Source organism: Variovorax boronicumulans (assembly GCF_040544675.1).
Lineage (GTDB): Bacteria > Pseudomonadota > Gammaproteobacteria > Burkholderiales > Burkholderiaceae_C > Variovorax > Variovorax boronicumulans_D.
In genome coordinates, this window is record NZ_JBEPKK010000011.1 from 99,563 (window position 1) to 111,908 (window position 12,346).

General features: G+C 67.5%; 12 protein-coding genes. 8 read left to right on the forward strand and 4 right to left on the reverse strand.

Annotation, left to right across the window (positions count from 1 at the left end):
- Positions 1–59: 59 nt before the first annotated feature.
- Positions 60–536: an outer membrane protein assembly factor BamE gene (locus ABIC90_RS19430; RefSeq protein WP_354356885.1), complete on the forward strand. Its 477-nt coding sequence runs from the start codon at positions 60–62 to the stop codon at positions 534–536.
- Here ABIC90_RS19430 and ABIC90_RS19435 read toward each other — a convergent pair.
- Positions 533–2,209, reverse strand: coding sequence for a SulP family inorganic anion transporter (locus ABIC90_RS19435; RefSeq protein WP_354356887.1), 1,677 nt, complete (start codon positions 2,207–2,209; stop codon positions 533–535). The genes ABIC90_RS19430 and ABIC90_RS19435 overlap by 4 nt on opposite strands.
- 158 nt (positions 2,210–2,367) lie before the next feature.
- Here ABIC90_RS19435 and ABIC90_RS19440 point away from each other — a divergent pair, with 158 nt between their 5' ends.
- On the forward strand, positions 2,368–4,080 hold the full coding sequence (locus tag ABIC90_RS19440; RefSeq protein WP_354356889.1) for a hydrogenase maturation protein: 1,713 nt from the start codon (positions 2,368–2,370) through the stop codon (positions 4,078–4,080).
- Positions 4,081–4,102: 22 nt separating this feature from the next.
- On the opposite strand, the gene ABIC90_RS19445 is transcribed toward ABIC90_RS19440, so the two are convergent.
- Positions 4,103–4,300 carry a hypothetical protein gene (locus ABIC90_RS19445; protein ID WP_354356891.1) on the reverse strand — a complete coding sequence of 66 codons (198 nt, stop codon included), beginning with the start codon at positions 4,298–4,300 and terminating at the stop codon, positions 4,103–4,105.
- Positions 4,301–4,325: 25 nt separating this feature from the next.
- Positions 4,326–6,422, reverse strand: coding sequence for a methionine--tRNA ligase (gene metG / locus ABIC90_RS19450; protein WP_354356894.1), 2,097 nt, complete (start codon positions 6,420–6,422; stop codon positions 4,326–4,328).
- Positions 6,423–6,595: 173 nt separating this feature from the next.
- Between metG and ABIC90_RS19455 the strand changes: the two genes are divergently transcribed.
- The 5 genes from ABIC90_RS19455 to ABIC90_RS19475 all read left to right on the forward strand — a co-directional run bounded on the left by ABIC90_RS19455 (position 6,596) and on the right by ABIC90_RS19475 (position 9,917).
- Entirely contained in the window at positions 6,596–7,018 is a 423-nt protein-coding gene (locus ABIC90_RS19455) for a hypothetical protein (protein ID WP_354356896.1), read from the forward strand.
- Between the two features lie 72 nt (positions 7,019–7,090).
- Positions 7,091–8,122: an isocitrate/isopropylmalate dehydrogenase family protein gene (locus ABIC90_RS19460; protein ID WP_354356898.1), complete on the forward strand. Its 1,032-nt coding sequence runs from the start codon at positions 7,091–7,093 to the stop codon at positions 8,120–8,122.
- 13 nt (positions 8,123–8,135) lie between these two features.
- Complete coding sequence (locus ABIC90_RS19465) at positions 8,136–8,873, forward strand: phosphodiester glycosidase family protein (protein ID WP_354356900.1); 738 nt, start codon at positions 8,136–8,138, stop codon at positions 8,871–8,873.
- A gap of 50 nt (positions 8,874–8,923) precedes the next feature.
- Complete coding sequence (locus ABIC90_RS19470) at positions 8,924–9,610, forward strand: YceH family protein (RefSeq protein WP_354356902.1); 687 nt, start codon at positions 8,924–8,926, stop codon at positions 9,608–9,610.
- A gap of 61 nt (positions 9,611–9,671) precedes the next feature.
- Positions 9,672–9,917, forward strand: coding sequence for a hypothetical protein (locus ABIC90_RS19475; RefSeq protein WP_354356904.1), 246 nt, complete (start codon positions 9,672–9,674; stop codon positions 9,915–9,917).
- Between the two features lie 60 nt (positions 9,918–9,977).
- Here ABIC90_RS19475 and ABIC90_RS19480 read toward each other — a convergent pair whose 3' ends face one another.
- Complete coding sequence (locus tag ABIC90_RS19480; RefSeq protein WP_354356906.1) at positions 9,978–11,171, reverse strand: patatin-like phospholipase family protein; 1,194 nt, start codon at positions 11,169–11,171, stop codon at positions 9,978–9,980.
- Between the two features lie 82 nt (positions 11,172–11,253).
- On the opposite strand from ABIC90_RS19480, the gene apbC reads away from it, so the two are divergent.
- Positions 11,254–12,345, forward strand: coding sequence for an iron-sulfur cluster carrier protein ApbC (gene apbC / locus ABIC90_RS19485; RefSeq protein WP_354356908.1), 1,092 nt, complete (start codon positions 11,254–11,256; stop codon positions 12,343–12,345).
- The last annotated feature ends 1 nt before the right edge of the window (position 12,346 follow it).

The window sequence follows — 12,346 nt, forward strand, 5'->3', positions numbered from 1 at the left end:
TTTGTAGACGGAATTTTACCGGGGACGGCATGGGACATCGGCAACAGTGGCGGATCGGTATGGCAACGGCCTTGCTGGCGGCGGTGATCGGGCTGGCGGGTTGCGACAACCAGCGCATCGCCGAACTGGAAGAAGGCGTCGCGACCGAGGCCGATGTGCGCACCCGTTTCGGCGAGCCCGAGAACGTGTGGGAAGCCCCGAACGGCGGCCGCATCTTCGAATACAACCGCCAGCCCCAGGGCCAGAAGAACTACATGATCACCATCGGCCGCGACGGCAAGATGAGCGCGTTGCGCCAGGTGCTCACGCCCGAGAACTTCGCCAGGGTGCAGCCCGGGATGATGATGGAAGACCTGCGAAAGCTGCTCGGCAAACCCGCCAGGGTCACCCCCTACGCGCTCAAGCGCGAGACCGAATGGGAGTGGCGCTGGGTGCAGCCGCCGAATTCGCCGATGGTGTTCACCGCCACGCTGAACGACGACCAGCGCGTGGTGCGCAGCGGCTCGTCGCCCGACCGGGCGACCGAAGCGAACTAGCCTTCGGCCGCGTGCGGCCTTCCGGCCGCCAACTCTTCCGCAAAGCCCGAGCGCTCGATCACCTCGCGCGGCTGGGGCTGCAGCGATTCCAGCCGCAGCAGCCCGTCGCGCGCCAGCACCGCGCGGTGCAACTGGCGCAGCGCGTCGACGCCTGTGGCGTCCAGGTAGATCAGGTGCGTGGCGTCGAGCACCACCGTCATGCCGCGCGGCGCGCGTTCGGCCGCGTTCACCGCTTCATCGAGCTTGGCCGCCGCGCCGAAGAACAGCGCGCCATAGATCCGGTAGACCAGCACCGGCGGCTGCAGCGTCTCCAACTCGACGCTGAAAAGCCCGCTCATGCGCCGGATGAAAAGGGCGCACGCCAGCACCATGCCCGCCTGCACCGCCACCGTCAGGTCGAAAACCACAGTAAGGAAGAACGTGCCGAGCATCAGCAGCCGGTAGTGCCGGCTGAAGTGCCGCAACTGCGTGGGCGTGAACTCGCGCCACTCGCCCATGTTCAGGCCCACGAACACCAGGATGCCCGCCAGCACCGCGAGCGGCACATGGCGCGCGAGCGGCGCAGCGAGCAGCACCACCACCGCGAGCGTCACCGCATGCACGATGCCCGCAATCGGCGAGCTGCCGCCCGAGCGGATGTTGGTGACGGTGCGCGCGATGGTGCCGGTGGCCGGCATGCCGCCGAAGAAGGGCGTGACGATGTTGGCGATGCCCTGCGCCATCAGCTCCTGGTTCGGATCGTGGCGCGGCTGGCCGCTGATCTGGTCCGCCACGCGAGCGCACAGCAGCGATTCGATGGCGCCGAGCAGCGCGATGGTGAGCGTGGGCGCGACCAACTGCTTGACCGTTTCCCAGGAAAAATCGGGCAACGCGAAGGCCGGCACGCCCTCGGGAATGCCGCCGAAGCGGGTGCCGATGGTTTCCACCGGCAGCGCGAAGCCCCATGACACCAGCGTGAGCGTGACCAGCGCGACGATGGGCCCCGGGATGCGCGCGGCCAGCTGCACCGCGCGTGCCCGCGCCAACCGGCCCGCCAGCCGGTGCACCGCTTGCCCCACCTTCGATTCCTCGCGCAGCAGCAGCGGCCACAGCAGCAACCCGGCCACGCAGGTCAGCCCGAGCGCGAAGGCATACGGGTTGAAGGTGCCGATCTGCAGCGCCATCGCATGCAGCTGCGAGAACACGTCGGCCGGCATTTTTTCGACCGAGAGCCCGAGCAGGTCCTTCAGCTGCGACAGCAGGATCAGCACCGCGATGCCGTTGGTGAAGCCCACCACGATCGACAGCGGCACGAAGCGCACCAGCCGCCCCAGCCCGAAGAGCCCTGCCGCGAACAGCAGCACGCCGGCGCAGGCGGTGGAAATCAGCAGGTTCGCCACGCCGTAGCGCTCGACGATGCCGTAGACGATCACGATGAAGGCGCCGGCCGGCCCGCCGATCTGCACCGCCGAGCCGCCCAGGAGCGATATCAGGAAGCCCGCGATGATCGCGGTCCAGATGCCGGCCTCGGGCTTGAGCCCCGAGGCGATGGCAAAGGCCATGGCCAGCGGCAGCGCCACGATGCCGACCGTGGCGCCCGCACCCAGGTCCTTGAAGAAGCGCGCCCTGTCGTAGTCCGCCATCGCGTCCATCAGGCGGGGGCGGAAGCGGGTGAGGTTCAGGAGCGATTGCATGGGTGGCTCATTGTGGCTTGCGGCTCACAGGCCTGGCCGACAGGTGGCACCTGCAGCGCGGCTGCGTACTTTCGATCAACTTATCCAAATGAAGGGTTGCAGATACAGTTTTCACATTAATTGACATTTTGAAACCAAAATTACCGAGGGCCGGCCCGATGCACATCCTGCTTGTCGCGAGCGCGTTCAACAGCCTGACACAAAGGGTTCTGGTCGAGCTCCAGGATCGCGGCCACACGGTCGGCGTGGAGCTGGCCCTCGGTGACGACGAGGCGCTGCGCGACGCGGTGCGCGTGCATGCGCCCCAGCTCATCGTGGCGCCGATGCTGACCACCGCGATCCCCGAGGACATCTGGACCGCCCACACCTGCCTGATCGTCCATCCCGGCCCGCCGGGCGACCGCGGGCCGTCCTCGCTCGACTGGACGCTGCAGGGCGGCACCGAGAGCTGGGGCGTCACCGTGCTCGCGGCCGTGGCCGAGATGGATGCGGGCGATGTCTGGGCCTGGTCGCCGCTCAAGGTGCCGCCGCTGGCCGGCAAGAGCGATCTCTACCGCGGCGAGGTGGCCGATGCCGCCATCGACGCGGTGCTGCTCGCGGTCGAGCGATTCGCCTCGGGCACGTACAAGCCCAAGCGGCAGAAGGCGGCCGACCTCGCGGCCGGCTGGCGGCCCTTCATGAAGCAGGCGGAGCGTCGCATCGACTGGGCCACGGCCTCGACCGACGCGGTGCTGCGCCAGCTGCGTGCGGCCGATTCGCAACCCGGCGTGCTCGACGACCTGCTCGGTGCGCAGTGGTACCTGCACGGCGCATGCCCCGAAGACGAACTGCGCGGCGCACCCGGCGAGCTGATCGCCACGCGCGCCGGCGCCGTCTGCCGCGCCACGACGGACGGCGCGGTGTGGATCGCCCAGCTGCGCCCCTGGCGCGCCCCAGGCTCGGGGCTGGCCAGCGTCAAGCTCCCCGCCGTCGACGCGCTCGGCGGCCTGCTGCCCGCCGGCCTGCCCGGAGTGCCCGCACCGCTGCAACTGCCCGCCGCGCGCCGCACCTGGACGGACATGCGCTACAGCGAGAGCGGAGCGGTCGGCGTGCTGAATTTCTCGTTCCCCGGCGGCGCGATGAACACGGTGCAATGTCGACGTCTGCTGGCGGCCTATCGCTTCGCCTGCACGCGGCCCACGTCGGTGCTGGTGCTGGGCGGACTGCGCGATTTTTTCTCGAACGGCATCCACCTCAACGTGATCGAGGCTGCGGCGGACCCGGCCGAGGAATCGTGGGCCAATATCCACGCAATGAACGACCTGGTCGAGGCGGTGCTCACCACCACCGACCGGCTCACGGTATCGGCATTGGGTGGCAATGCCGCAGCGGGCGGCGTGATGCTCGCGCTGGCGGCGGACGAGGTGTGGTGCAGGGACGGCGCCATCCTCAACCCGCATTACACGCTCATGGGCCTCTACGGCTCCGAATACTGGACCTACACCCTGCCGCGCCGCGTGGGCGAGAGTCAGGCGCAGCGGCTCACGCAATCGGCGCTGCCGGTCAGCGCCCGGCGCGCGGTCGAACTCGGCATGGCGGAACGCGTGTTGCAGGCGGCGCCCGAAGAGCTGGGCGATGAAGTGATGCGGCTGGCCACGCAGCTCGCGGCGTCGCCCGACCTGGCCGCACGCATCGGAAAGAAGCAGGCCCAGCGCGCAGAAGACGAATCGGTGAAGCCCCTGCAGCGCTACCGCGACGAAGAGCTGACCCACATGCGCCGCAATTTCTTCGACCCCGGCGAGCCGCACGCGGCCTTGCGCTCGGCGTTCGTCCGCAAGGAAAAGGCCCGGCACACGCCCGCGCATATCGCACAACTGGGCCTGCCGCGCTGAGGCGCGCTTCAGGCCCTTGTTTTCAGTCGCTGTCGGGAATCACCGCGTCGGCGGCCGCACCCACGGCCTTGCCGGTGATGCGCGCGGTGCCGATGGCCGCATCGGCTGCCAGGCCGACCGCGCTGGCGCCCACGCTCACCGCGGTGCCGGCGACCGTGACCACCGCGCAGCCGCTCAACGCGGCGGCAAGCGACAACAGGACAAGCGCGCGCAGCAGCATGGGGTGGTCTCCTCGATCGGTCAGGTCAGCGGACCCGCATGCCCGGCGTCGCGCCCGGCCAGGGTTCGAGCACGTGGATGCCCGGGTTGGCCTTTTCGTCGCCGTGGCTCGCGGCCAGCACCATGCCTTCGCTGATGCCGAACTTCATCTTGCGCGGAGCGAGGTTGGCGACCAGCACGGTGAGCTTGCCCACGAGCTGCTCGGGCTGGTAGGCCGAGGCGATGCCGCTGAACACGTTGCGGGTCTTGCCTTCGCCCGCATCGAGCGTCAGGCGCAGCAGCTTGGTCGAGCCTTCGACCTTCTCGCAATTCACGATCTTTGCGATGCGCAGGTCGATCTTCACGAAGTCGTCGATGGTGATGGTCGGGGCGATGGCTTCGCCGCCCGGCAGCGCATCCGTCGCGGCTTCCACGGCGGCAGCGGCCACCGGTTCGGGTGCGTCGAACAGCTTGTCGACCATCTTGGCGTCGGCGCGCTGCATCAGGTGCTTGTAGTCGCCGATGGCGTGGCCCGACGGCAGCGCCTGCGCGGCATCGGACCAGACCAGCGGCGAGATCTTGAGGAAGGCCTCGACATTCACGGCGAGGGCCGGCAGCACCGGCTTCAGGTACAGCGTGAGCAGACGGAAGGCCTCGATGCACACGGTGCACACGTCGTGCAGGCGCGCCTCGGCGCCTTCCTTCTTGGCCAGTTCCCAGGGCTTGTTCTGGTCGACGTATTCGTTCACCTTGTCGGCCAGCGCCATCACTTCGCGCAGCGCGCGTGCGTAGTCTCGGCCATCGTAGAGCGACTGCACCTGGGGCGCGGCCGCACGCAGCGCCGACAGCAGCGTTTCGCCATCGCCCGACACCTCGCCCAGCTGGCCGCCGAAGCGCTTGCCGATGAAGCCCGCCGCGCGGCTCGCGATGTTGATGTACTTGCCCACGAGGTCGCTGTTGACGCGCGCGACGAAGTCCTCGGGGTTGAAGTCGATGTCTTCGTTGCGGCCGTTGAGCTTGGCCGCGATGTAGTAGCGCAGCCATTCGGGGTCCAGGCCGATCGACAGGTACTTGAGCGGGTCGATGCCGGTGCCGCGGCTCTTGCTCATCTTCTCGCCGCTCACCGTGAGGTGGCCGTGCACGTACACCGCGTCGGGCGCCTTGCGGCCGCTGAAGTGCAGCATCGCGGGCCAGAACAGCGTGTGGAAGGTGATGATGTCCTTGCCGATGAAGTGCACCTGCTCCAGGTCGGGGTCGGCCATGTACTCGGTGTACGAGATGCCGTCGCCGCCCAGTTCGATGCAGCGCTTGTCCAGCAGGTTCTTGAGCGACGCCAGGTAGCCCACAGGCGCGTCGAGCCACACGTAGAAGTACTTGCCCGGCGCGTCGGGAATCTCGATGCCGAAGTAGGGCGCGTCGCGGCTGATGTCCCAGTCGCCCAGGCCGCCCTTGCCTTCATCGTCCTTGTAGAGCCACTCGCGGATCTTGTTCTGCACTTCGGACTGCACATGGCCGGGGGCGGCGGTCCATTCCTTCAGGTAGGCCTCGCAGCGCGGGTCCGACAGCTTGAAGAAGAAGTGGTCCGAGCTGCGCAGCTCAGGCTTGGCGCCCGACAGTGCCGAGTAGGGGTTGATCAGTTCGGTGGGCGCGTACACGGCGCCGCACACCTCGCAGTTGTCGCCGTACTGGTCCTTCGAATGGCAGTTGGGGCACTCGCCCTTGATGAAACGGTCGGCCAGGAACATGCCCTTTTCAGGGTCGTAGAACTGTTCGACGCTCTTGGTTTCGATGAGGCCGGCGGTGCGCAGGTCGCGGTAGATGTCCTGCGCGAGCTGGTGATTTTCGGGCGCGTCGGTCGAGTGCCAGTTGTCGAAGGAGATGTAGTAGCCGTCGAGATACGGCTTGCGGCCCGCAGCGATCTCGGCCACGAAGGCCTGCGGCGTCACGCCGGCCTTGTCGGCCGCGATGGTGATGGCCGCGCCGTGCGCGTCGTCGGCGCACACGAAGTTGACCTCGGCACCGTTCATTCGCTGGTTCCGCACCCAGATGTCGGCCTGGATGTATTCCATCATGTGGCCGATGTGGAACTTGCCGTTGGCGTACGGCAGGGCGGTGGTGACGAAGAGCTTGCGCGGGGCGGACATCGGGGAGGGCGCTTTCGGGAGTGGCGGGCGGACGGAACCGGGCATTTTAGGGCTGCGGGATGTTCGGTGCGATCGCCTTGCCGGGCGGGCGGCTCGGGCCGCGCGAGGCGGATGGACGCCGCATTGCTCAGCGGATACAGTCCCGCCCACTCAAAACAGGGAGGAAGGGAGCCATGTCCGACGATCGTTTCGCACCGCCTGGCGCGGAAGTGCTGCTGCCCGTGGTGGCACCCGAAGTGCCCGCCGCGATCCTCAAGAAGATCCGCAACGCCTGGATCCTCGGCTTGGCCTCTGCGACGCTCACACTCATCTTTGTCGGGGTTGCGCTGGCGGGCACCAGTGTGCTCGGCATCGGCTTGTACCAACTGATTGACGTCGTGTTCATTGCCGCGATGGCCTTCGGCATCTACAAGAAGAGCCGTGTCTGCGCGGTGCTCATGTTCCTTTATTTCCTCTACTCGAGGTTTTGGATGTACCGGATGGGCATCTTCAACGCTGGCACCGCAGTCTCGACACTGGTCTTTGCCTACTACTACGGGCAGGGCGTCATCGGCACCTTCGCCTACCGCAAACACCTGAGGCAGCAAGTGCCTTGAGCAGGGTTCATCGGCACTGTCTCGCGCGCGACGTATGCTCCAGCCCCCGATACAGCAAAGCGAGATCTGCCGATGACCACCCCCATTCCCGCAACCCTCATCCCCGGCGATGGCATCGGCCCCGAAATCGTCGACGCCACCCTGGCCGCGCTCGATGCGCTGAAGGCGCCCTTCGCCTGGGACACCCAGATCGCCGGCCTGGGCGGCGTCAAGACTTCGGGCGATCCGCTGCCGCAGGCCACGCTGGACAGCATCCGCACCACCCGCCTCGCCCTGAAGGGCCCGCTGGAGACGCCTTCGGGCGGCGGCTACCGCTCGTCGAACGTGCGGCTGCGCGAAGAATTCCAGCTGTACGCCAACCTGCGCCCGGCGCGCACCATCATTCCGGGCGGCCGCTTCGAGAAGATCGACCTGATGATCGTGCGCGAGAACCTCGAGGGCCTCTACATCGGCCACGAGCACTACGTGCGCATCGACAACGACCCGCATGCCGTGGGCATGGCCACCGGCATCAACACGCGGCAGGGCTGCCGCCGGGTGCTCGAATACGCGTTCGAGACCGCCATTGCCACCGGCCGCAAGAAGGTCACGCTGGTGCACAAGGCCAACATCATGAAGGTGCTCACGGGCCTCTTCCTGGAAACCGGCCTGCAGCTCTACGAGGAAAAGTACAAGGGCAAGTTCGAGCTCGACTCGATCATCGTGGACGCCTGCGCGATGAAGCTGGTGCTCAACCCCTGGCAGTTCGACATGCTGGTGACCACCAACCTGTTCGGCGACATCCTGTCCGACCTGGTGGCCGGGCTGGTCGGCGGGCTGGGCATGGCGCCGGGCGCGAACATCGGCACCGATGCGGCGATCTTCGAGGCCGTGCACGGCTCGGCGCCCGACATCGCCGGCAAGGGCATCGCCAACCCCACCGCGCTGCTGCTGGCGGCCGCGATGATGCTGGACCACACCAAGATGCCCGAGCTGGCCGCGCGCCTGCGCACGGCCATCGACCAGACGCTGAACATCGACAACGTGCGCACCGGCGACCTGGGCGGCACGGCGAACACCGCCGCCTTCACCAAGGCACTGGTCAGCCGCATCCACGGCGGTTGACCGGAGGGGCGGCATGAGAAGGCTGCTGCCTCTGCTGACCGTCTTTCTGGCCGTCTTCCTCGCGAGCTGCGCAACCGTTGCGGCCGATGCCGCCGATGCGACGAACGCGCGCTACACGGTGGTCAAGGTCGACCTTCGCACCGAAAAGCTCGAGCTGTTCCTCAACGACGACACGGGCCTGGCCTTCAAGCGCTTCGACCGCCTGGAAGCCTGGCTGAAGGCGCACGACCGGCAGCTCGTCTTCGCGGTCAACGCCGGCATGTACCACGCCGACTTTTCGCCGGTCGGCCTGGTCGTGCGCAACGGCCGCGAAGAAGCGCCGCTCAACCTGGCGAGCGGTGCGGGCAACTTCTTCCTGAAGCCGAACGGGGTGTTCCTGGTTTCCGATGCCGGACCGCGGGTGATCGAGTCGTCCGAGTACCCGGCATTGGCAAAGAAAAGCGGTATCCAGCTGGCCACGCAATCCGGCCCGCTGCTGCTGCGCCACGGCGTGCTGCACCCGGCGTTCATTCCGAATTCCGACTCCCGCAAGATCCGCAACGGCGTGGGCGTGTCGGGCCACACGGCGATCTTCGTGATGAGCGAGACGCCGGTGAACTTTCACGATTTCGCGCTCTACTTTCGCGATGTGCTGCACTGCCGCGATGCCCTGTACCTCGACGGCACGGTGTCGGCGCTGTATTCGACCGCCTTGCGGCGCAGCGACTTCGTGCGCGACCTGGGGCCGATACTCGGTGTGGCGTTGCCATGAATCCGTCGTCGCCGCCTTGCGTTTTCACTTCCGAATCCTGTTGCTGAGCCATGTCCACACCGCTGCCCATCCTGTCCCTCCTCGAAACCCGCGTGCTCGGCGTGCTGGCCGAAAAGCAGCGCACCGTGCCCGACAGCTACCCGCTCACGCTCAATTCGCTGGTGTCGGGCTGCAACCAGAAGACCAGCCGCAACCCGGTGCTCGAACTCACCGAGGCGCAGATCCAGTCGGCCATCGACAGCCTGAAGGGCTACAGCCTCGTGGCGGAAAGCAGCGGCGGCCGCGCCTTCCGCTACGAACACAACATCGACCGCGTGCTGCGCATCCCCTCGCAGTCGGTCATCCTGCTCACCGTGCTGATGCTGCGCGGGCCGCAAACGGCCGGCGAACTGCGCATTGCCTGCGACCGCATGCACAACTTCGCGGACATCTCGTCGGTTGAGGGCTTTCTGGACGAGCTGTCCGAGCGGCCGGCCGGTGCGCTGGTGGTGAAGCTGGCGCGGCTGCCCGGCGCGCGCGAGAGCCGCTGGGCGCATCTGCTCAGCGGAGCGCCCGCGGAAGAGGTGGCCGGGCCGGCTGGCGCGTCGGGCGAGGGGGCTTATGCCTCGCACGACGCGTCGCTCGGCGAAGTGGCGGCGCTCAAGGCCAACGTGGCGCGGCTCGAAGCCGAGCTGGCATCGCTGAAGGCGCTGGTGGGGCGGGTGTGTTCGGAGCTGGGAATTTCAGACGCCGGTTGAGCACGCCGGTTGGCCACGCCCGTTTCATGCGACGCCTGAACTGCGTTGTCTTGCCCAGCGAATGACACCGAAACTCTCGCTGATGCTGACCGGCGTTGCCGTCCTGGTCGGCGTGGCCGTCGCGCTGATCGTGCTCTCCCTGCTTGTCGCCGCGCTCTTTCCGCGAGGCCATCGCGCCGCCGATGCACTCAGGCGATTCGCCGCGTTGGTGCCTTACCTCGCGGTCGGTGCGGGCATGGCCGTATATGCCCTCTGCTTCCTCGCGTTTCTCGTCCTGTTTCCCATCCTGACGATCTACTTTTCATGAAATACGGCGGTCTGCATTGCGCAAGATGTGCCGCGCAGGCCACCCCGAGCCGCAGCGCTCCTACGCCGCATTCCACCCGAAGAACCGCAGCACTTCGCCCTGCTGCTTCATCGCATCGGCCCGCCCCAGTGCCATGAGTTCGCGCGTGTAGCCCGATTCGAACAGCAGGTAGCTCGCGAGCGCGCCGCCCTTCACATCGGCCGCCACCTTCGAGCCGCCCAGCAGATGCCGCACCGTGCCCGGCAGCGCGTCCACATGCCGCGCTGCGATCACGTCCAGGCGCTCCGAGGGCGCGATGACCAGCAGGTCGAGCGGGCGCAGCGAACTCGATGCGCGCGCCGCTTCGGGAATCAGCCCCAGCGTGTGGTTGATGCGGCGCAGGCGCTCGATGTCCACCGCCAGCGCATCGAGAAAGATGCTCGACAGCGCATGGCCCGCGATCTGCGCCATCGTCGGGTAGCCGCTGTGGGTGTTGGGCGCAACGGTTTCGCGCGGCTCGTGCATGCGGCCCGCGCCGATCACCAGGATGCGCTCGGCGCCCAGGTGGATGGCGGCCGCGATGGGCGCCGACTGGCGCATCGAGCCGTCGCCGAAGTACTCGGTGTGGCCCTGCATCGGCAGGGCCGTGGCGGGGAACACGAAAGGGATGGCCGAGGAGGCCAGCAGATGCGAATGCGTGATGCGGTCGCGCACCGACAGCCGCTGCGAGCGCACCCAGGGTTCCATCGGCCTGGCCGCCTCGAAGAAGGTGACGTGTTCGCCCGAGCTGTAGCTGGACGCGGTCACGGCCAGCGCCTGGATGTGGCCCTGCTGCATGAGCTGCGGCAGGCGGTCCAGCGGCACCATGCGGCGTAGCAGGTCGGCCAGCGGCGCGTTGTCCAGCAGCGACTTCGGCTTGATGCGCATCCAGTTGGCCGCAAAGCGACCCAGGCCGAGCAGCATGCGCCAGCGCGCGCCGCTGCCGATGACCGAGAGTGAATCGGCGCGGTACACCTGTTCGGCGCGGAACTCGCTCCAGACCTTGGCGATGTGCGCCACCACATGGTCGAAGTCGTCGGCCCCGCAAGCCAGCGCCGCGGCGTTGATCGCGCCGGCGGAGGTGCCGGTGATCACGGGAAAGGGGTTGCCCGTGCCCGCGGCCGGGCCGGCGGCGCGGCGCATGTCGGCAATGGCTTCGAGCACGCCGACCTGGTAGGCCGCCCGTGCGCCGCCTCCGGTGAGCAGGAGGCCGGTGACGGGGCTTGTCTCTGTCATTTGGGTTTTCGGTCTTTTGGGAAGCGGGCCTGCGAGGGCTTAGAGAGCGCCTTAGACTACCTGCCAATCAGGAGCTTGATCAATGGCAATCACCCCAGAAGGTCTGATGGACGCGCTCAAGGCCGTCGCAGACCCCAACACCGGCAAGGAATTCGCAGCGACCCGATCGCTCAAGAACCTGCAAATCTCCGAAGGCGACGTGTCCTTCGACCTCGAGCTCGGCTACCCCGCCAGGAGCCAGCACGCGGCGATCCGCAAGGCGCTGGTGGCGGCGGCCAAGACCGTGCCGGGCGTGGACAACGTGTCGGTCAACATCGTCACCAAGGTCATCAGCCATGCGGTGCAGCGCGGCGTGCAGCTGATGCCCAACGTCAAGAACATCATCGCGGTGGCCTCGGGCAAGGGCGGCGTGGGCAAGAGCACCACGGCCGCCAACCTGGCGTTGGCCCTCGCGGCCGAAGGCGCGACGGTCGGCCTGCTCGATGCCGACATCTACGGCCCGAGCCAGCCCATGATGATGGGCATCGAGGGCCGCCCCGAGAGCGACGACGGCAAGACCATGGAGCCCCTGGAGCGCCACGGCGTGCAGGTGATGTCCATCGGCTTCCTGATCGACCAGGACCAGGCCATGGTCTGGCGCGGCCCCATGGCCACGCAGGCGCTGGAGCAGCTCCTGCGCCAGACCAACTGGAAAGACCTGGACTACCTCATCGTCGACATGCCCCCGGGCACCGGCGACATCCAGCTCACGCTGAGCCAGCGCGTGCCGATGACGGGCGCGGTGATCGTCACCACGCCGCAGGACATCGCGCTGCTCGACGCCAAGAAGGGCATCAAGATGTTCGAGAAGGTCGGCGTGCCGATCCTGGGCATCGTGGAGAACATGGCGGTGCACATCTGCTCCAAGTGCGGCCATGCCGAGCACATCTTCGGCGCCGACGGCGGCAAGAAGATGGCGGCCGAGTACCAGATGGAGTACCTGGGCGCGCTGCCGCTGGACATCCAGATCCGCCTGCAGGCCGACAGCGGCATGCCCACCGTGGTGGCCGATCCCGAGAGCGAAGTCGCCGGCATCTACAAGGCCGTTGCGCGCCGCGTGGCCGTGGGCATCTCGGAAAAGGCCAAGGATTTCTCCTCGAAATTCCCGACGATCTCGATCAGCAAGAACACCTGAC